The organism is Thermococcus sibiricus MM 739 (genome assembly GCF_000022545.1).
GTDB classification, from domain to species: domain Archaea; phylum Methanobacteriota_B; class Thermococci; order Thermococcales; family Thermococcaceae; genus Thermococcus_A; species Thermococcus_A sibiricus.
Genome location: NC_012883.1, coordinates 1,407,818 through 1,427,024, shown reverse-complemented (window position 1 = coordinate 1,427,024; position 19,207 = coordinate 1,407,818). Strand labels below are relative to the sequence as shown.

Genomic DNA, 19,207 nt, shown 5'->3' with positions numbered 1-19,207 from the left:
TCTAACCATCTCTGTCAGATGCTTTTATAATTGATCTTGAAGCTGTTATGGATAGAAACTCTTTCAATTTTTCGTTTATTCAATATTTTTCTTTTGAAGGCCTTGTTCTTCGGAGCGAGATGGGTGACCTAATCCCAAATGGGATAAAATTTATAAATCCCTTACTTGACTTAACATCGGGCGCAGCCCCGTGGTGTAGCGGCCAAGCATACGGGACTTTGGATCCCGTGACCGGGGTTCGAATCCCCGCGGGGCTACCAAATCCCCGGCTCCAGAGCAACTTCTTCACATTACTTTTATTAATAACCATCTCCAATTTCTCTAAGGTGATGACAATGATAAGGCTGATCTCTTTTGATGTCTGGAACACCCTTCTAGACATAAATGTCATGATCGAAAATTTAGTAAAGGCTCTCTCAGAACTTTTGAAGGTTCCTGAGGAAGAAATTGCGGAAAAAACTATCAAAACAAGGGAAGAAATAAAGAAGATAAGAAAATCTCGCAGTGGAGACCCAGAAAAAGCCTTGGAAGAAAGTCAGGAGCTTCTCGCAAGAGCCTTGGAGGTTGACGTTGAGATAGTGAAAAGAGCAGTGGCAAAAGCCACTTTGAGTGTTGACGAGAGGATAGTACTTCCGGAGGTTAAAGAAACTCTAAAAAAGCTGCACGGAAAATACATAATAACAACAACCGGCAACGTGATGTTCTGGCCCTCAACATATACAAGACTTATCTTGGAAAAATTTGGATTAGCGGATTACATAACCAAGCAGTTTTATTCAGATGAGATCAAAGCCTACAAACCAATGAAAGAGGCCTTTCTAGCTCCGTTGAGATATTTTAACGTTCCCCCAGAGGAAGCAATCCACATTGGTGACACAAAAGCAGAGGACTTTGAGGGGGCACTGAATACCGGAATGCATGCATGCTGGATAGATCCAGAGACAGAAAAAGTTGAACAGATACACGAAAAGGGCTTTGTTGTCAAAAACACAAAAGACTTGCTGGAAGTCCTCCAATGCTTTTAATTTAAAATTTTAAAGAAAAAAGGAGATCAGAGTTTGATTCCACCCATGATTAGGGCCATTGCGGCTTTTTGGGCGTGTAATCTGTTCTCAGCCTCATCAAAGACAACACTGTTTGGTGAATCTACAACATCATCGGTGACCTCTTCGCCCCTATGGGCTGGGAGACAGTGCATGAAGATGTAATCCTTCTTCGCATGTTTTACGAGGTCTTTGTTCACTTGGAATGGCATGAAGACTTTTCTTCTCTCTTCGGCCTCGGCCTCTTGGCCCATTGAGGCCCAAACGTCGGTGTAAATAACGTCAGCATCTTTTACAGCCTGCACTGGGTCATGAAGAAGTTCAAAGCTTCCACCACTCTCTGCAGCATTCTCTTCGGCCCATTTTATTACTCTAGCATCAGGTTCATAGCCCTCAGGGGTAGCAACAACAACGTTTGCTCCGAGCTTTGTTCCAGCGATCATTAGGGAGTGGGCAACATTGTTTCCATCACCGACATAGACAACTTTAATACCTTCAATCCTGCCTTTCTTCTCTTTTATGGTCATGTAATCAGCCAAAGCTTGACATGGGTGTGAAAAGTCACTAAGGCCATTTATAACTGGAACGCTTCCATATTTTGCCAGATCAACGACGTCTTGGTGGTCAAAAACTCTGGCCATTATACCATCCACATACCTGCTGAGAACCCTTGCTGTATCAGCTATTGTTTCTCCTCTCCTCAATTGGAGGTCTTGTGCATTTAGATATAACCCATATCCACCAAGCTGGTAAATACCAACCTCAAAGCTTATTCTTGTCCTTGTGGAGGGCTTTTGAAAAATCATGGCAAGTGTTTTACCTTCAAGAACGCGGTGCGGCTTTCCAATTTTGTTCCAGATTTTCATCATTTCAGCCGTTTTTAGAATTGTCTCGATTTCTTCCCTTGTGAAGTCTTGAAGGCAGAGTATATCTCTTCCGGCCAGACTAACTACCATGTGCATCACCGTCTAAACCTTGGTATTTTCTTTAATAACTATTTCGTCGTTAAAAAATACTTCACAGCGAAAATTTTCAAAAATTTTCTGAGGACCAATGGATAAACGTAAATGCCCACAAGTCAATATCTTGCTGAAGTTTTCAACAATGCTAATAAGGGAAGTGTTCCTCTTATTTTCGGTGGGTATAATGAGGGACATAAAAGTCAAGCTCATAAATTACACCCCAAGGCCCTTAGAAACTATAACTTGGGCAGCTTTGATAAGCTATTGGGACAAGTGGGAAAGTGAAGCATTCGAAAGAATAACAAAAGATGATGTAGAAAACCATCTGCCCAGAGTTCTTAGTTATGGACATGAGAGCATCTTAGAGCACGCTATTTTTACCTTCGCTATTGAAGGATGTTCTAGAACTTGTAGCCATCAACTTGTTCGCCATAGGTTAGCAAGCTACACCCAGCAATCAATGCGCTACATCAAAATAAACCCTGAAGAGGTCGAAGAAACCTTTGTGATTCCAGAGAGTGTGAAGAAAGATCCAGAACTCTATGAGAAGTGGAAAAAACTTATGGAAGAGACTATTAAGCTCTACGAAGAGAGCTATGCTAAAGGTATACACCAAGAAGATGCACGCTTCATTCTACCACAGGCCGTGAGAACCAAAATAGTTGTAACAATGAACCTAAGAGAGCTCAAGCACTTTCTTGGATTTAGAGCATGTGCAAGGGCACAATGGGAAATTAACCACATCGCTTGGAAGATGCTTGAGGAGATAGCAAAAATTGATGAATTAAGACCCATTATAGAATGGGCAAAGCTTGGGCCGAGATGCATAGCTTTAGGTTACTGCCCGGAAAGAGAGTTAATGCCACCGGGATGTTTAAAGATGACAAAGGAGAAGTGGAAAAAGTTAATGGAAGTGTGAATCCTCTTTCATAAAATTTTTAAAAATGGTCCTTAAAATAAGAAAAATATTTGTATAACTGCCCTCTTAGAGTCGCATTAATGCCTTATTAAAATCCATGTTGATCTATTCTCAGCTTTGAAGCATTTTTCTACCCAAAAATAGCCAAAAAAAGCTCTGAAAAGACTTTTATATGTAACATTAGTGAAATTTTCTTGATACATCCTTTACATAGTATAATAAAGGAGGTTTGAAATATGGGTGACTTTGGCATATTGTCCCTTTTGCCGCCTCTTGTAGCTATCGGGCTGGCAATATTGACAAAAAGAGTTCTTTTTGCGTTGTTTTTTGGAGTTTGGGTCGGTGGACTCTTAGTGGCAGGGGGGGATCCAGTAGGTGCAACTACACAAACTCTGAAGTGGATTGTCTTCAACATAGCTTCTGCTTGGGAAGAAAACGGACAAATTGTTACGGATCTCTGGAATACAAGGATACTGCTCTTTGATGCCCTGATTGGTGCTGGTGTAGCATTGATTTATAAAGCAGGCGGAATGAATGCCATAGCAAAGGCCGTCACAAGGAAAATTAGAACCAGTAAAGCTGCTTCCCTTATGGCAGCAATTTTTGGAACCCTGATCTTCTTTGATGATTATACAAACACCATTATCGTTGGAAACACTATGAGACCAATAACTGACAGAGCAAGGGTTTCAAGAGAGTTTTTGGCCTATGCCGATGATTCCACTGCCGCACCGGTGGCAGTTCTGGCGGTCGTCTCCACTTGGATAGGATACGAGCTTGGACTTCTAAAAGATGCAATAGCAAGCGTAGGAGAAAGCATAAGTGCTTATTCAGCATGGTTTGCAAGCTGGCCGTACAGGTTTTATCCGATCTTGGCGATAATTTTGGTTTACCTCGTAGCCATTACCCACAAGCACTATGGTCCAATGCTTAAAGCGGAGTACAGGGCGAGAAAAGAAGGTAAAGTGTTGCGGGATGGCGCGCAGCCAATGATGACAACTGAAGTTGACGTTGGAATGCCGATTGAAGGGAAAGAAAGCGTTTGGGTATTTGTACTCCCCGTGCTGACCTTGGTAGCGTTGACATTCCTTGGACTGTGGGTCACCGGTGGAGGAAGCGCAACCTATGCAGAGGGGGGATTCCAGGCGGTTCTCTCAAACGCAGACTCAACATGGGCTCTTGTATGGGGTTCATTTGGAATGGTCGTCGTTGCAATGGCACTCGTTATTGGAATGAAGATCATGAGCCTCAAAGAAGTTGAGGAGACAGTGGTTGCTGGTATGAAGCAGATGCACTTCGCAATGATGATCCTCATTCTCGCATGGAGCATCAAGAGTGCATGTGATGCTGTTGGAACCGCAGATTACGTTGTAAGTGTCGCATCAAACGTTCTATCACCCGGGTTAGTCCCATTGGTTGTGTTCATTGTAGCAGCGTTCATATCATTCACGACAGGAACTTCTTGGGGAACATTCGCCATAATGATGCCGATTGCGGTACCTCTAGCTTACCAGCTGAGCGGAAGCTTTGGGTCAGTGGTTTACGCGAGCATAGCATCAGTCTTTGCAGGTGGCGTTTTCGGAGATCACTGCTCTCCAATAAGCGATACCACGATTATGAGTTCAATGTTTTCGGGCTGTGACCATATTGACCACGTAAGCACCCAAATTCCCTACGCAGTTACTGCAGCAGCGATTGGTGCTTTAATGCTTGTGCTGTTTGCCCTTGGCGTGACAAACGGATGGCTACTGCTGGCAATAGCAGTGTTGCTCTTAATAGGCGCTCACTACCTCTTGAGTGAATGGTATGGGAAAAAAGTTGGTATCCCCCATGGTAGAGTGCCGGTATACATCGTAGAAGAGGAATACAAAGGAAAAGGTGGAACGATACCAGCAGGGGCTGTTCTTGGTGAAGAATGAGCTATTTTTATTTCTATTTTTTTATAAAAAAGATTTAGGAGAAGGTTTATTCCTTTAAGATCTCCTGCAGTGCTTTTTTTAGCTCCTTGTATGCTTCCTCAAGTGATTCCGGAATAACCTTTGTATCGGCTATTACAGGCATAAAGTTTGTATCTCCGTTCCATCTTGGTACAATATGAAGATGAACGTGATCCTTTACGCCGGCCCCGGCTACACAGCCAATATTGACTCCCATATTAAAACCTTGTGGTTTCATAGCTCTTTTTAGGACCTTTATCGTGAGCTGGGAAAGTTTCATAATATCAAGAAGCTCCTCATCGGTGAGTTTTTCCCATTCCCCTACATGCCTGTAAGGAGCAATCATAACATGGCCTGGATTATAGGGGTAATTGTTCATGATAATAAATGCGTGCTTGCCCCTGTAAAGTATTAACCTCTCTTCATCATGGTTTTCTTTTGGGAAATCACAAAATATACAGCCGTTGTGTTTTGGGGATCTTATGTATTTGATGCGCCATGGTGCCCATATGTGATTCATGTCTTCACCTCAATTGGGGAAAAACTTGAAGATTAAAAAGGTTTCTCATAAAGTTTTTAATTCTCTTTTAGTATTCACCCTAGGTGATAGATCATGAAAAGGAAGGGGATTCTTATTATTCTCGACGGACTTGGAGACAGGCTCATAAAGGAACTTGGTGGAAAAACACCTCTTGAGTATGCAAACACTCCAAACATGGATGAACTTGCGAAGATGGGGATTTTGGGACAGCAAGATCCTATAGCTCCCGGAAAACCTGCTGGAAGTGATACCGCTCATTTGGCCATATTTGGGTATGATCCATATCAAACCTATAGAGGAAGGGGATTTTTTGAGGCCTTGGGTGTAGGTTTAGATCTTGATGAGGATGATCTGGCCTTTAGAGTTAATTTCGCCACAATTGAAAATGGAATAATAACTGATAGAAGAGCAGGAAGAATAAGCACTGAAGAGGCCCATGAACTTGCAAAAGCGATCCAAGAGAATGTAAAGCTACCGGTGGAGTTCATTTTTGTAGGTGCAACAGGCCATAGAGCTGTTCTTGTCCTTAAAGGGATGGCCAATGGGTATAAAGTTGGAGAGAACGACCCCCACGAGGCTGGAAAGCCACCACACAAATTCGAGTATGCCGATGAAGAGAGCAAAAAGGTCGCAGAAATCCTTGAAGAGTTTGTCAAAAAAGCACATGAGGTTCTTGAGAGGCATCCAATTAACGAAAAGCGCAGAAAGGAAGGAAAGCCTGTAGCGAACTACCTCCTTATTAGAGGAGCAGGAACTTATCCAAACATCCCAATGAAGTTTACCGAGGAATGGAAAGTTAAAGCTGCTGCGGTTGTTGCGACTGCTTTAGTTAAGGGAGTTGCGAGAGCAATAGGTTTTGATGTTTACACACCAGAAGGAGCAACCGGCGAGTACAATACAGACCCAATGGCCAAAGCCAAAAAAGCTGTCGAACTTCTTGAAGAGTATGACTTCGTGTTCCTCCACTTCAAGCCAACCGATGCGGCCGGCCACGACAACAACCCAATGAAAAAGGTAGAGATGATTGAGAAAGCCGATGAGATGATAGGGTACATAATGGAAAACATCGACCTTGAGAAAACGGTAATAGCTATCACTGGAGACCACTCAACGCCATGTGAGGTTAAGAACCACAGTGGCGATCCAGTTCCTCTGTTAATTGTTGGTGGGGGAGTTAGGACAGACGACAGAGAAACCTTTAGTGAAAGAGAGTGCATGCGCGGAGGAATTGGAAGAGTTAGAGGAAAATACATCGTGCCAATGATAATGGATTTAATGGGAAGGACAGAGAAGTTTGGAGCTTAATTCTTTTTTCATTTCTTATCTGACCTCCTCCCCACCCTAAAGGGCGAGGTTTTCAAAAGAAAAAAGTAAAGGTTCGTTAAGTTCTATTGTTTCAAACGAATCTCTTGCCAGATCAACAATAAGCAGTTTATTTGTTAAAAGATTTCCACAATGAGTTATGATCTTCACAACTCCAGCAGCCTCTATAGTGCCCACGATTCTCTTTTACATTTTATCCATTCTATTTTTCTTCTGGAGAGTGGTTCTTTCAGGCAAGAATTGTGTCGGAGGCATATTCTCCGAATTATCTAGGAATTTCCTGATAATTTCATACTCCATAAGCATCTGATCACTTGGATCCCTAATCCCCCTACGCAAATACCACGCTGGATGCCTTAGATACGTGGAATCAACACCCAGCTTTTTTAGAGCCTTATATGCGGTCCTCCCAATAGCAAAAATCCCCTTTGGCTGTACTATTTTAAGTTCTTTCTCTAAGAGAGATAGTTCTTTCTTACTAAAACCTTTAAACTTATTTTCAGGAGGATTACATTTCACAACGTTCGTTATGTAGACAAAATCTGGATTCACCCCAAGAGAAAAAAGCATCTTTCGAAGAAGCATCCCCGAAGCATCCCTATAAAAGCATATCCCAGTTAAACCGCATCCTTTTCTTCCTGGTGCCTCTCCAACCAGAACTATTCGTGAACCGACCCATCCATTAGCAAATGGTAAGCCTTCAAACCTTTTCACCTCAACCTGATATTGGTAGTACTCTTCACGGCAAAATTTTGTAGGGTTTTTTATAAACTTGTTATAAAGCCCCACAAGGCGAATACCCTTTTTCTCATCCTTGGGGGTTATAACCAAGAATCTTTGTGAGGGATTGTATATAGTCTTGGAGTAAAGTCCATAAACCCTTTCATCCAATGATAAAAAATCCTTCCAATTCCTCAAAACAAGCGGGATTGTCTTAAAATTCTTGGGATTTATGTAAACATCTCCCAATTTCTTAAGAGTGTCAAACCGTAACAACATATGGAATAAAACGTTAAGTGCACTTATAACTCTGATGGTAGCATAGACATGAAAGGTTCTAGTATAAAATTCAAAAAGGTTATCTAAATCTCGCCTCCCATCGAAGGAAAATGAAAAGGAATATTAAAAAAATCGTGATGTAGTAGCTAACCATGAAAGGGACTACTCCCACAAGGCCAAGTGTATACAATAGAGCCAGAAGCAACACTAGAGGGAGCAAAAATCGGTATAATCTTTTTCTCTCCATCCTTCCACCAAGATAGTACTCTTCAACTTACTTTTAAAACCCTTTGTATAAAGAAAAATGTTGAGAAAGTGTTAACCTGCAATAGACTCACAAACTAAAGGTTGGACATCTAAATTGAACTCTTCTGGGTACAAAAGCATGGCGATCTCTTCTAAGCCCTCTACTATTCTTGGACTCTGTCTTGCGACAATGTCGTCACTGCTTAGGGTGTAAACTCTTCCATTTTTGACTGCCTCTGTATTGGCTAGAGGGCTGTTACATAGTTCATTTGCTGTTATACCTGCACTTGGAGGGAGTATTATTATCTCGGGATTTCTTGCAATGACTTCCTCAACACTAACCTGGGGCCATCCTTGAGTGTCAGCAAATATATTCTCTCCTCCACCAAGAGTTATAAGCTCACCAATGAAAGTTCCATTGCCTGCTGTCATCAGAGGGTCCCCCCATACAATGTAAAACACTTTGGGTTTTCTTTTACCCTCTACTTTTTTCTGTATGTCTTCTATTTTATTTTTCATGCCAATAATCACTTCCTGGGCTTGTTCTGGCCTGTTAGTAACATTTCCCAAGAGTTCAAGTGCTTCATAGATCTCTTCTACACTCTGAGGCTCTACTATAAGAACAGGGGCTATCTTCTCCAGCTGATCTATATACTTTAGATGATATTTGAGTCCAATTATAAGATCTGGTTTTAGAGAGGCAATTATTTCAATGTTGGGTTCCATATCTCCTACGACTGTCCTTCCTTCCTGTACATTATTTGGATAGTTGTCCCATTTTGTTATTCCGACAACTTTATCAAGTGCTCCGATGAAATAAAGCGTTTCAGTAATGCTTGGGGCGAGGGAAACAACATGCATTGGTTCACCTTCTATACTTACTTCTCTGCCTGCAAAGTCTTTCACTGTGAGTGGGTATTTTTCAACGTAAGTGTTTGTTTGCTCTTCTTTTAAAGTGGAATTCCCTTCGAGTTGTGTGGTAGTTGGAGATTGACCTACACATCCAGCAATGATCACAACTACAAGCAAGAATGCTATGGCTCCTAACCTCTTCATGATTTTCACCTGGATATTTTGTCCAACAATAATTGTGATGGGGGTATATAAATTTATTGGATATTTTGTCCAACAAAACTCCTTCCTACTATGAATGTAGAGGCCTTCAAAAAACAAAGCGAGAGTCATCAAGTGTCTTATCTTCTTTAGAATACGGTGGAACACCTTAATTGTAATAAGAAGACCTACAAAAACTTGTAGAACAAAGCTAAGTTATGAAAAAGAAATACTAAAGGCTTCAGAGTGTTGATAGTACTTTAGTTGTAATATCATTTCCTTCTTTGTCATAGATTCTGTAGTAGCATTTGCATGGGAACTTCATGCTTGCTCTTTTCATTGCAGCAAGGGCAAATTTGAGGTGCTGTTTGTTAACTCTGACTGTGAGGATTTTTTGGTCTTTCTTAAGTCTTGCTGCAAGTCCAATTGGCTTTCCAAATGGCCTTCTCATACCATTTCCATAACGGTCGGCCTTCCTTCCGGTAGCCATTGGGTTTTCTCTAAGCACCTGGAATGGGTAAACTCTAATCTTATAGTGGAAGTTACTTCTACCAACGTTCTTGCTAAGGTATCTGTTGAGCTGTGTTCTTGCAGCTTCAAGGGCGTTCTGTCTAATTTGGACTGGTTCAGCTGTGTGAAGGCTAACCTCAAACTCAAAATCTCCTGCGGGGTTTCCCATATCGAATATGGTAATCCTCGGCCCAGGAGCACCTCTAATGTATTCCCTTCTAGTGTAAGCGGGCTTGTCAACGTATCTATCAATTTTAGCTGGTCTCAAAGCCATGCATCTCACCTCCCAAATGAGCGTAATCTAAAGGTAAGCACTTTTCTCAGCTTATAAAAGTTTTGGATTCTTGACTTGAAAGCTTTTTGGTGGTGAGTATATAAAGATTTTGTGGGAGTGTGTTGGGATTAGAGAATGTTACTTCAAAACTTTTTCTGGCTCTTTCATTTTTTGAATCTCATAAAGGTCTCTGGCAATCTCAAGCTTCTTTGAAATTCCAGTTTCCACAATAGGGGCAAAATAATTTGCACCACCATAAACCACGAGATATCCTTTATTTTTGTCCATAACATTCACCCTTTTGTTTTCGGGTATTATGGAACTGTGCTCAGCTACTCCGCTTATGTTATTCTTTTTCAGTTTTTCCAAGATCCTTAGGGTATCATCATAGCGAAATGAAGAGAAGGTCTTTATTGCTGCCGTTACGTATCCACTTCCAGTGCTTGCTACTTTGTGGACTGAAGTATATCCTCCCCTAATTAAAAGTTCTCCTGGACTTATTGTGGTTCCCAAATGAGATATTATCTCTACAAACCCTTTAGGGATATTGTTTTCTAAATGATACAATCCCGTGGCTGTGGATTGGAGGCAAATTCCACTCTTTTGAAAGATTATGTCGTATGTTCTGGAAGAGATTCCTAATATTCCTACATACCCTTCTTTAACTTCAAAATGCCAAATACTATCTTTCTCATCGAGAATTGCCAGCAGAGGAGAGGTTATAACATTTGTTTTTGAGATATCCAATAATAGGGGAACTACCGCATCATATTTGTCTTTTGGCACCATTATAGCATTTACCATAATCTTCCCTTTATTTTTGTTTATATCATAATCGCTATCTGTGATTAACTTCTCAATTTCAATGGAGGGTATTCCTATTCTCTCATAAATTAACAATCTTCGAATTTCATTTACTCCACGTTCTGTGAGTTTTGCACCTTTTCTACCCAATCTTTTAATAAATCCTCTCTCTTCTAGGTGGAAGAGATGATATCGTACTGTTCTTGGATCTACATCTATACCTCTATTTTTTAAAAATTTTGCCAGTTCTATCGAAGTTTTTGGTCCTTCAGAAAAATAAAGAATTCTGAGAATCTCTAAGACTGTCATTGGAAACTCGTTGTCACTCAACTTACTCACCCATGATATTTTGGTAACTCTTACTTTAAATATATGCCTTGTGTACATATGGTGATGTCATTCCTCTAAGCATTGCTGAATAGCTTAATTTGAATTTTACTATATCTCCCACATCAAGAGGTACTTTAGACTCCGTTATATCAATTATTGTATGGTCGCTGCTACCCCCCAGAACCTTAACACCACTATAAAGCGGGAATAATCCACTTATCTCGGTATCTTGCTTCCCTAAGGCCAGTATTGCTCTCTTTCTAATCCCTAGATCTTCGAAGATAGGAGTATTGCCAAAGGCATCTTTACCCACTGGCCCTTCTGGCAAAGAAGGTTTCCACTTAACTTCAACTATTTCAGCTTTCAGGGTAAATGTGTCCTGCCTAAGCCAGGGGATAGTCCTATTACCTGTGGAATCAGTCCCCAAGAGTATCCCTTCGCCAATCCTGAGTTGGTTAATTCCATATGATGACTGCTCTCTCTCTAAAAGATTCAAAACTACCGTGCCCCCTGAAGAAATTATGGGATTCTCAATACCCAAGATATATTTTACCTTCTCGGTCAGTTTTTTAAGCATTTCATGATTCCTTGGAGTTGGCAGAACTCCACCAAAGCAACCAAGGTTTGTCCCAACTCCAACTATTTCAACACCTTTCAGCTTTTTGGCTTCCTTAAGAAACGGAACAAACTCGTTGGGCATTATTCCCTCTCTTCTATCACCAACATCAACCATTATTATCGCTTTGTGTCGTCTTCCATACTCTAAAGAAGCTTTGGATAACTGTTCCAAGACTTTCAATTCACTGTTGAGGCTGTATTCTGCATACTTTACAACACTTTCCACTTCGCTAATCATAGGGGATCGAATCAGCATGAATTCTGCTTTAACGTTGCTCTCTTTCATTTTTATGATGTTCTGGATTCTTGAATCACCCAGTATTTGGACTCCTCCCCTTAATATTGCTTTCGCTACTTTTGGTTCACCACATGCGCCTTTAGTGATCCCTACAACGTTAATGCCATAAGATGTACAAAACTCTACAACTCTTCTAACATTATCTTCAATAGCAGACAAGTTTATCTCAAGTGCAGGGAACATATAATCCCTCCAAAAAGAGATTTGACGGGCCTAATACGGCCCGTAGTTTATAAAGCCAGCAATCGCAACCAAGATAGCACCTGCAATTGTTAGGTACACTACTAGCTTCCAGATATGTCTTACCCACCTGTCGTATGGTATGTCCGCGAATACTAGGTAGTATATCATTGCTGGATAGAACATATTGGTGATACCATCACCGAACTGGAACGCTAAGACTGCTGTTTGTCTAGTAACTCCAATGAGATCAGCTAGGGGAGTCATAATGGGCATTGTTGCTGCCGCTTGTCCGCTTCCAGAACCGATGAAGAAGTTTATGATGGAGTGGATTAGGAACATTGCTACACCAGCAGTGGCTGGTCCCAAACTTCCTAAGGGCGTAGCAAGCCCATGGATTATTGTGTCTAATACTCTTCCTTCACTTAGTATAACCACAATTGCTCTGGCAAATCCAATGATTAGTGCTCCATATGTAACCCCCTTTGCTCCGCTTACGAATTCTCCAAAGAGCTTACTTGGGTTCATCTTTGCGATTAATCCTGCTATTATTCCAAGTCCTAAAAACAGAGCAGAGATCTCAGTGGTATACCATCCGTATTCTATAACTCCATATATCTGGAGCAATATGCCTCCAAACAGAACCAAAAGTATTAATTTTCTTGTAGGGGTTAACTCTTGTTGCTCATAGTTTAAACTAAATTCTGCTCTATCTTCTCCTTCATAACCATAGAGTATGCTCTTCTTAGGATCTTTTCTTACATCTCTGGCATATTTTAGAATAAACACTGCACCTATTGCAAAGAACACCAGGAAACAGATTATCCTGTACCACAATCCAGAGTAGAGAGGAAGTTCTGCTATGCTTTGTGCAACACCAATTGTAAATGGATTTAGCATCGCTCCTGCGAATCCTACCCATGCCGCTGTTCTAACGATATGGAAACCTACAACTCTATCGTAACCAAGTGCTAGTGCCATGGCAACTCCCAATGGAATTAGAGGTATAGTTTCCTCGGCAAATCCAAACACTGAACCTAATAGAGCGAATACGAACATTATTGCTAAGAGTAAAGGTGTATCCCGTCCTTTCAGTTTATTTACCATTGCAATAATTCCTGCATCTAGTGCACCAGTAGAACGAATTATTTGAATAGCTCCAGCTATTATGAAAACAAAGGCTATAATACCAGCAGCTTGTTTAAATCCTGTTGGAATGGCTTGAAGCATTTCAAATGGATCTACCGGATTGGGGTCTACATAGTGAAATGACTCCGGATCTACAATTGTTTTTCCACTATTGGGGTCCTTGAATCGATCATACTCCCCTGCTGGAAGTGTCCATGTGGCCAGAGTGGCAATTAATATTAGGACGAATATAATAAAATACCCATGTGGATTTTTCAACCAGTCTGGAACCGCCATTTTCACATCCTCCTTTTTTAAATATCAGATTCTACCCCGCAACATGATTTTAGCATCTTGTAGAAGAAGTTTCTCAACCTTGGTTACCACCCCCTTTCTCTTTTAGCAAGCTCTCAGGTAATATGAGAGAGATCTCGAACAATGGTGGGTATTGTTGGGCCCCCATAACGTCGGTCTCACCGGGACTTCCACTTGGTTTAAAACGGCGTATTGTAAATTTAATTGCTTTAGCAGGGTCAAAATAAACAAAAAGAACTATTCTCTCTGGAGGCATATGGTAAATCTGGGCTATCAGTTCTTTGGTTATAAGGTGGTTCTGTTTAATGTACTCATAAACGGCTCTATCTTTGAAGATAATGTCAAAGGTTATATGGTCAACACCAGCATTTTTGCTTCTTATTGTTTTTGCTAGTTCTACAAGCGGAACGTTTTTCATGTTAAACCCCTCCTACAGTCTCAAACCGAATATCAAAAAGTTCAAGTGGGTCATTTACTTTTACTAAATGGTTTATTGTCCATTCATATGCAGGATGAGCCACAAGAACCTCATCAGAAATGAAAGCAGCTGCGCCAGCTGTTCCCTTTACCCCAATCAATCTGGCATATAGAAAGTTCCTTCCTGCTAGATATGTAAGTTCCTTAGCCATCTCTAAATTTGGAGCTACGCCCTCCACAATAATTCCAACTTCGTGGGGCCTTGGGTTTTGTATAGGTTCTAGTTCGCCCATAACCCCATTTATTCCGTAAACGTGGTAGTAAAGGCCATATCCGCTTTCACCAAACTTCTCCTTCACTTTTTTCCGAGACCATTCTATTACTTTATCCAGATTTGCTATTAGGTAGGGATCTCTTATTCCAACTATCATGAAACAACGTTCGCCGACCTTCCCAGATCCTTCAAGTTTTATTTTGTATTCTGGAGTCCGATAGAACTTTGAACCTCTGACCCTGGTTCTTTTCTCATCTATCGCTTCATATACACAACCTCTCATGTCAATATATCCGCCGGGAAGCCATTCAATAAACGGGTCAATTCTTTCATACATTGCATGGCTTGCTACTGATTCTGGAGTGGCCCGTTGATAGTTGCTCATAGGCTCGATTATTACTTCGTCTTCCCTCAATATCCCCAACACGGATTCTTTACCTGCAAAGGGTTCTGCGACGAAGGAGGCACATTCCAAAACTTTTCCTGCGTAGAATGCTATATCTTCTGGAATTCCACTCCAAAGTGCAGGGGCAGCAAAAACTGCAACGTCTGAGGATCTGCCCGCAATTATGACATCTGCTCCCTCTTCAAGTGCTTTTATATATGGCTCTACTCCCATAACTGCCACGATATGATTTGTCCTGTTTAAAATTTCCTTATTCAATGGAGGCCTTCCGTGAAGGCCCTCTATAACGTCTCCTTTTTCAAGGCGTTTTAGCAGGGTCTCTTTTTGAACATCAGCGTAGATGGTGGCCATTTTGAATGGCTTAAGTCCATGTTTTTTTGTCAAGTTCTTTATAATCCTTGCAAACTGATTAACTCCTCTATTTGTTCCAGTATCTGATGCAGAACCAATAATCATGGGTACATCAAGTTCTCGTGAAGCTAAGAGCATAAGTTCCAAATCATGCTTTTGCCACTCTTCTGGACTTGCAGCAACATCGGCTCCTAGTGGATAAGGGCCAATGTCACAACTACCGGAATCTGCACATATAAAATCTGGCTTTTTATTAACACCTTTCCAAAAACTTTCTTCTTCGATAGGGGTGAATCCCAAGTGGCCAGTAGGGGATAAGATTTTGACTTCTTTCAATTTAATCACCTTTTCTTGTATTCTATGGCCTTTTCAACAAAATGATCAAATATTGCCTTAGCATGTGGATCAACGTCATATCTTTCTTCTGGGTGAAACTGAACACCAAAGACGAATTCTTTATCAATAGCTTCTATTGCTTCTATGATTCCGTCATCACTCCATCCCACAGCTTCAAATCCTTTGGGTACTTTTTCAACTGCCTGGATGTGAAAACTATTAACTTTCATCTCTCGTGTCCCAACAAGATTTTCAAATTTGCTGTTTTCTTTTATTCGTAGAGAATGCCAAGGTTCGTATCCTGGAAGATTTTGTTTGTGACCATCAATTGTTTCATCCATCAATCTTCCATCGAAAACTTCTACAAGCATTTGATAGCCTCTACAAATACCCAATATTGGTAAATCTCTTTTCCATGCCTCTAGAAGGAGTTCTTTTTCAAATGAATATCTAAGCGGCTGTTGTTCGTATAAAGTTGGTAATTCTTCTTTTTTGAACTTTTTGGCATCTCCTCCCCCACTAAATAAGATAGCATCTAGTTTAGAAACAATTTCTACAGTGAATTCTTTTAAAATTGCATTTTTATGTGGAAGGGGTATTATAAATGGTAAACCCCCACTTTTTGACACTGCAGTGGAGTAGTAGCTTCCCACATAAAAATATCCTCCATGTTCTTCTGAATGTCCCCAAGTTTCCACACTCCAAGCTCCTGTTATCCCAATCATGGGTTTCATGGTAGGACCTCCTAAAGTTGTGGAAGTTTATTTCCATTTTTTTGAATGCTTTTGAAATATAAAAAACTTTTGGTCAATTTTGATATTAAAAATTGGATGAATATACTTTTAAAATGTGTTTGCAGAATTTTAATCTCCCAAAAATGTTAAAAATGTATTAAAAAGTCAAAATTTTCCATTATTTGATTGAGTATTCTGGAAATAAATTTCCAGTTATGATATATATTAATGAGAGTGATATTCTTCTTTTCAAACCTCCCCCTTTAGTGTGGGCAGCTCACAATAACCAAGCTAAAGTTTTTAATATCCACAAGATATCATCTAACTGGGTGATACTATGCAGTTTGAGGATGCTTATAAAGAAGTGTACGAGATAGTCAAACCCAAGTATAAGCTTTTTACAGCTGGGCCTGTTGCCTGTTTTCCAGAAGTTCTCGAGATAATGAAGGTTCAAATGTTCAGTCACAGGGCGAAGGAATACAAACAAATGCACGTTGATACAGTTGAAAGGCTCAAAAAGTTTCTTGAAGTTGAAAAAGGAGAGGTTCTCTTGTTCCCAAGCTCTGGAACAGGGGTTATGGAGGCAAGCATTAGAAACGGAATCAGCAAAGGTGGAAAAGTTCTTGTAACAATAATTGGAGCATTTGGAAAGAGGTACAAGCAGGTTGTAGAGACCAACGGAAGAAAAGCTGTAACCCTAGAATACGAGCCCGGAAAGGCTGTCAAGCCAGAAGACCTCGACGAGGCTTTAAAGAAAAACCCTGATGTTGAAGCCGTCACAATAACTTATAATGAAACCTCCACCGGTGTTCTTAACCCACTGCCAGAGTTGGCTAAAGTAGCAAAAGAGCACGATAAGCTTGTTTTCGTTGACGCTGTTAGCGCAATGGGTGGAGCTGACATAAAGTTCACCAAGTGGGGAATCGATGTTGTTTTTGGAAGCTCCCAAAAAGCCTTTGGTGTGCCTCCGGGATTAGCCGTTGGAGCCTTCAGCGAGGAATTTATTGAAATAGCCCACAAAATGGAAGAGAGAGGATGGTATTTTGACATTCCAAGATATATAAAAGTGCAGAAGGAAAAGCAGGGCCCACCCTCGACCCCAGCAATGCCCCAGGAGTTTGGTCTAAACGTCGTGCTTAGAATAATCGAGAAGATGGGCGGAAAAGAGAAGTGGCTCGAAATGTACAGAAAGAGAAGCGAGATGATAAGAAACGGAGTTAGGGAAATTGGTCTCGATATTCTGGCAGAACCCGGCTACGAAAGCCCAACAATAACAGCTGTGCTTACTCCAGAGGGCATAAAGGGTGATCAGGTATACAATGCAATGCGTGAGAGAGGATTCGAGCTTGCCAAGGGCTACGGTGAGGGCATAAAGGAGAAGACCTTCAGAATTGGAAACATGGGCTATATGACCTTTGAGGACATTGAGGAGATGCTCCAGAACTTAAAAGAAGTAATAGAAGAATTGAAGGCAAAGGTTTAAGCGATCTTTTCCAGCTCTATTTTTCCATCTTTTTGAACAACTCTGTATATTGCGTTCACTCTTCTAAGGCCGCTCTTTATGTCTCTATACAACTCAATAACCAGCTCAAACCTCGCAAGGGTCTTGTCGTCTATTCTAAGCCAGTGTTTTATTTCCTCAAGTAAGTCCCTCGATAGAACAAGGGAGGAAATTATAAGTGGATAATCATCGATTATTTTGTCCAATAGATAGGGAATGTCGACCGTATGGAGGGTGTCTATAACGACGTAGTCCGGGTTGAGCTTCTTGATTTCCTCTATAACTTCCTCAGTTCTCTGCTTGGTGCTCTTCTCATTGAACTCAGTGTCTATCACATGGATGTTCTTCTTGAATGGTTTAAACTCGCCATAGGCAGTAACAACCACTATTTCCCATTCGTCTGGAATCAGGTGAATCATTGCCTCGATAAGCTTTGTTTTACCAGCTCTGCTTGTCCCAACAACAAGAATATCTCCCTTCTTTAGTATGGCATCTTTAATCACTTCAAGCTGGTCCTTGGTTATGGTTTCATACCTCAAAAGATCTTCGGGGGTAAAGATATAGACGCCCATTTCTTTGTCACCAAAAGATATTTGGGTTTTGATGTTATTAACTATATGGTTGGAACGCCTTTGTGGGGGTCTGAGATGAGACCTAAAAAGTATCTCCTTGGAGCAGTTCTTGTTCTTCTAATCTATGCAGTATTTTTCTCAAGGGCTATTATTATTGAAACCAGAGTCGAAAATATGCCCAAATTTGGAGAGGAAAATTTAGAGAAATGTCCAGCAAAAATTGAGGTTAAAGAAGTGAGAAACTGGCTGGAAAATTATGTAAATTTTACTGTGAATGGGAAGACATACACGCTTAAGGGGTTCTTTGGTGAATACTTCTGCTTTCATGAGGGAGTTCTCCTAATAGCTGGATATCCCGGAGACCCTCATGCCCCCAGCACTGACATAGTCTTTCTTGATAGTGCATTGAACAAAAAGTGGGAAAGATACCTTGGGAGGGGGCTCTGGTTTGAGTCTTATCATGAAGGGAAAATTATACTTGGGGATGGGTGTGTCTATTGGATTGAAGTAGAAGATGGAAATTTCAGATATTTCTGCCCAAAAACCGGATCAATAACAGACGTTGAGGATAAAGGAGATTTAAGCTATGTTGCCACTACTGAGGGGTATGTTTATCTACTAAAGGAGCACAAACTCGAAAAAGGTATCAGGACTGCAAAACCTTGGAAAGGGGAAAATTTAAGAATGCTTGTTAGAGTAGGAGCTGGAGAAAAGTATGTTGCAGTAGTGTATTCCTTCGTGAATCCCCAGGGGAATGAAAAAAGAGGACTGTGCGTTTATACTAAGAATTTAATAAAGCTTGCATGCAAGAGGTTAAATTACACCCCAAGAGAGGTAGTAGTGGTAAACAAAACGGTATACGTGAAAGATTTCTATACAGGACAGATTAGGGCGTACAAAGTCTATTCACTGCTCTAATTTGGAGTCTAAAAAATTTTAAGTATATAAAGTTGTAGTTGTATACGATCCAAATTTGGAATACTCAAAGATAACACTTCCCTGCTGGAAAGAAAAAACGCTAAGAGGAGAGGGCTGGTTTGAGGTTAGAAAATAACTTTGAATTCTAGGCTTCGTGAATTTTGTGTAGTAATCCCAATAGACACTATTCGTTCGGAAATTTACCTTTGATGCCTAAG

Annotated in this window: 19 protein-coding genes and 1 tRNA gene; 7 read left to right on the top strand and 13 right to left on the bottom strand. The window is 40.8% G+C overall.

Going from position 1 to position 19,207, the window contains the following annotated elements; translation table 11 throughout:
• The first annotated feature begins 184 nt into the window (after positions 1–184).
• Positions 185–260 (top strand) — tRNA-Gln (locus tag TSIB_RS07720).
• Positions 261–335: 75 nt separating this feature from the next.
• Positions 336–1,025 carry an HAD family hydrolase gene (locus TSIB_RS07715; protein WP_081432786.1) on the top strand — a complete coding sequence of 230 codons (690 nt, stop codon included), beginning with the start codon at positions 336–338 and terminating at the stop codon, positions 1,023–1,025.
• Positions 1,026–1,051: 26 nt separating this feature from the next.
• On the opposite strand, the gene argF is transcribed toward TSIB_RS07715, so the two are convergent.
• Positions 1,052–1,999, bottom strand: coding sequence for an ornithine carbamoyltransferase (gene argF, locus TSIB_RS07710; RefSeq protein WP_015849852.1), 948 nt, complete (start codon positions 1,997–1,999; stop codon positions 1,052–1,054).
• Positions 2,000–2,189: 190 nt separating this feature from the next.
• On the opposite strand from argF, the gene thyX reads away from it, so the two are divergent.
• Positions 2,190–2,924: an FAD-dependent thymidylate synthase gene (gene thyX, locus TSIB_RS07705; RefSeq protein WP_048160492.1), complete on the top strand. Its 735-nt coding sequence runs from the start codon at positions 2,190–2,192 to the stop codon at positions 2,922–2,924.
• 236 nt (positions 2,925–3,160) lie between these two features.
• On the top strand, positions 3,161–4,843 hold the full coding sequence (locus TSIB_RS07700) for a Na+/H+ antiporter NhaC family protein (protein WP_015849850.1): 1,683 nt from the start codon (positions 3,161–3,163) through the stop codon (positions 4,841–4,843).
• A 46-nt stretch (positions 4,844–4,889) separates the two neighbouring features.
• On the opposite strand, the gene TSIB_RS07695 is transcribed toward TSIB_RS07700, so the two are convergent.
• The gene (locus TSIB_RS07695; RefSeq protein ID WP_015849849.1) at positions 4,890–5,381 is read right to left on the bottom strand and encodes an HIT family protein; all 492 of its coding nucleotides are present in this window, start codon (positions 5,379–5,381) and stop codon (positions 4,890–4,892) included.
• 93 nt (positions 5,382–5,474) lie between these two features.
• Between TSIB_RS07695 and TSIB_RS07690 the strand changes: the two genes are divergently transcribed.
• Positions 5,475–6,707 carry a 2,3-bisphosphoglycerate-independent phosphoglycerate mutase gene (locus TSIB_RS07690; RefSeq protein ID WP_015849847.1) on the top strand — a complete coding sequence of 411 codons (1,233 nt, stop codon included), beginning with the start codon at positions 5,475–5,477 and terminating at the stop codon, positions 6,705–6,707.
• 36 nt (positions 6,708–6,743) lie between these two features.
• On the opposite strand, the gene TSIB_RS10465 is transcribed toward TSIB_RS07690, so the two are convergent.
• The 10 genes from TSIB_RS10465 to TSIB_RS07640 all read right to left on the bottom strand — a co-directional run bounded on the left by TSIB_RS10465 (position 6,744) and on the right by TSIB_RS07640 (position 15,998).
• The gene (locus tag TSIB_RS10465; RefSeq protein ID WP_187146405.1) at positions 6,744–6,902 is read right to left on the bottom strand and encodes a hypothetical protein; all 159 of its coding nucleotides are present in this window, start codon (positions 6,900–6,902) and stop codon (positions 6,744–6,746) included.
• A 9-nt stretch (positions 6,903–6,911) separates the two neighbouring features.
• A complete protein-coding gene (locus TSIB_RS07685; protein WP_015849846.1) occupies positions 6,912–7,724 on the bottom strand; it encodes a uracil-DNA glycosylase family protein in 813 nt (270 codons plus the stop codon).
• 318 nt (positions 7,725–8,042) lie between these two features.
• A complete protein-coding gene (locus TSIB_RS07675) occupies positions 8,043–9,026 on the bottom strand; it encodes a helical backbone metal receptor (protein ID WP_048160489.1) in 984 nt (327 codons plus the stop codon).
• 238 nt (positions 9,027–9,264) lie between these two features.
• Positions 9,265–9,807, bottom strand: a complete 543-nt coding sequence (locus tag TSIB_RS07670) for a 50S ribosomal protein L16 (protein ID WP_015849843.1) — start codon at positions 9,805–9,807, stop codon at positions 9,265–9,267.
• Between the two features lie 138 nt (positions 9,808–9,945).
• Positions 9,946–10,950, bottom strand: a complete 1,005-nt coding sequence (locus TSIB_RS07665; RefSeq protein ID WP_228359801.1) for an NrpR regulatory domain-containing protein — start codon at positions 10,948–10,950, stop codon at positions 9,946–9,948.
• Between the two features lie 25 nt (positions 10,951–10,975).
• On the bottom strand, positions 10,976–12,040 hold the full coding sequence (locus TSIB_RS07660) for an alanine/ornithine racemase family PLP-dependent enzyme (RefSeq protein WP_015849841.1): 1,065 nt from the start codon (positions 12,038–12,040) through the stop codon (positions 10,976–10,978).
• A gap of 30 nt (positions 12,041–12,070) precedes the next feature.
• Positions 12,071–13,462 carry a YfcC family protein gene (locus TSIB_RS07655; RefSeq protein WP_048160487.1) on the bottom strand — a complete coding sequence of 464 codons (1,392 nt, stop codon included), beginning with the start codon at positions 13,460–13,462 and terminating at the stop codon, positions 12,071–12,073.
• A 73-nt stretch (positions 13,463–13,535) separates the two neighbouring features.
• Positions 13,536–13,898 carry a DUF4387 domain-containing protein gene (locus TSIB_RS07650; RefSeq protein ID WP_015849839.1) on the bottom strand — a complete coding sequence of 121 codons (363 nt, stop codon included), beginning with the start codon at positions 13,896–13,898 and terminating at the stop codon, positions 13,536–13,538.
• Between the two features lies 1 nt (position 13,899).
• Positions 13,900–15,273: an acyclic terpene utilization AtuA family protein gene (locus TSIB_RS07645; RefSeq protein WP_015849838.1), complete on the bottom strand. Its 1,374-nt coding sequence runs from the start codon at positions 15,271–15,273 to the stop codon at positions 13,900–13,902.
• The gene (locus TSIB_RS07640) at positions 15,270–15,998 is read right to left on the bottom strand and encodes a gamma-glutamyl-gamma-aminobutyrate hydrolase family protein (RefSeq protein ID WP_015849837.1); all 729 of its coding nucleotides are present in this window, start codon (positions 15,996–15,998) and stop codon (positions 15,270–15,272) included. Before TSIB_RS07640 ends, TSIB_RS07645 begins: the two co-directional genes overlap by 4 nt.
• 337 nt (positions 15,999–16,335) lie before the next feature.
• Between TSIB_RS07640 and TSIB_RS07635 the strand changes: the two genes are divergently transcribed.
• Positions 16,336–17,481, top strand: a complete 1,146-nt coding sequence (locus TSIB_RS07635; protein ID WP_015849836.1) for a pyridoxal-phosphate-dependent aminotransferase family protein — start codon at positions 16,336–16,338, stop codon at positions 17,479–17,481.
• Here the strand turns inward: TSIB_RS07635 and TSIB_RS07630 are convergent.
• Complete coding sequence (locus tag TSIB_RS07630; RefSeq protein WP_015849835.1) at positions 17,478–18,071, bottom strand: Flp pilus assembly complex ATPase component TadA; 594 nt, start codon at positions 18,069–18,071, stop codon at positions 17,478–17,480. The genes TSIB_RS07635 and TSIB_RS07630 overlap by 4 nt on opposite strands.
• Positions 18,072–18,146: 75 nt before the next feature.
• Here TSIB_RS07630 and TSIB_RS10460 point away from each other — a divergent pair, with 75 nt between their 5' ends.
• Positions 18,147–18,989, top strand: a complete 843-nt coding sequence (locus TSIB_RS10460; RefSeq protein WP_048160482.1) for a hypothetical protein — start codon at positions 18,147–18,149, stop codon at positions 18,987–18,989.
• The last annotated feature ends 218 nt before the right edge of the window (positions 18,990–19,207 follow it).

Bases quoted from the DNA above. Each gene is read 5' to 3' on its own strand.
- TSIB_RS07715 (WP_081432786.1), top strand. From the start codon at position 336: ATGATAAGGCTGATCTCTTTTGATGTCTGGAACACCCTTCTAGACATA.
- argF (WP_015849852.1), bottom strand. From the start codon at position 1,999: ATGGTAGTTAGTCTGGCCGGAAGAGATATACTCTGCCTTCAAGACTTC.
- thyX (WP_048160492.1), top strand. From the start codon at position 2,190: ATGAGGGACATAAAAGTCAAGCTCATAAATTACACCCCAAGGCCCTTA.
- TSIB_RS07700 (WP_015849850.1), top strand. From the start codon at position 3,161: ATGGGTGACTTTGGCATATTGTCCCTTTTGCCGCCTCTTGTAGCTATC.
- TSIB_RS07695 (WP_015849849.1), bottom strand. From the start codon at position 5,381: ATGAATCACATATGGGCACCATGGCGCATCAAATACATAAGATCCCCA.
- TSIB_RS07690 (WP_015849847.1), top strand. From the start codon at position 5,475: ATGAAAAGGAAGGGGATTCTTATTATTCTCGACGGACTTGGAGACAGG.
- TSIB_RS07685 (WP_015849846.1), bottom strand. From the start codon at position 7,724: ATGTTGTTACGGTTTGACACTCTTAAGAAATTGGGAGATGTTTACATA.
- TSIB_RS07675 (WP_048160489.1), bottom strand. From the start codon at position 9,026: ATGAAGAGGTTAGGAGCCATAGCATTCTTGCTTGTAGTTGTGATCATT.
- TSIB_RS07670 (WP_015849843.1), bottom strand. From the start codon at position 9,807: ATGGCTTTGAGACCAGCTAAAATTGATAGATACGTTGACAAGCCCGCT.
- TSIB_RS07660 (WP_015849841.1), bottom strand. From the start codon at position 12,040: ATGTTCCCTGCACTTGAGATAAACTTGTCTGCTATTGAAGATAATGTT.
- TSIB_RS07655 (WP_048160487.1), bottom strand. From the start codon at position 13,462: ATGGCGGTTCCAGACTGGTTGAAAAATCCACATGGGTATTTTATTATA.
- TSIB_RS07650 (WP_015849839.1), bottom strand. From the start codon at position 13,898: ATGAAAAACGTTCCGCTTGTAGAACTAGCAAAAACAATAAGAAGCAAA.
- TSIB_RS07640 (WP_015849837.1), bottom strand. From the start codon at position 15,998: ATGAAACCCATGATTGGGATAACAGGAGCTTGGAGTGTGGAAACTTGG.
- TSIB_RS07635 (WP_015849836.1), top strand. From the start codon at position 16,336: ATGCAGTTTGAGGATGCTTATAAAGAAGTGTACGAGATAGTCAAACCC.
- TSIB_RS07630 (WP_015849835.1), bottom strand. From the start codon at position 18,071: ATGGGCGTCTATATCTTTACCCCCGAAGATCTTTTGAGGTATGAAACC.
- TSIB_RS10460 (WP_048160482.1), top strand. From the start codon at position 18,147: ATGAGACCTAAAAAGTATCTCCTTGGAGCAGTTCTTGTTCTTCTAATC.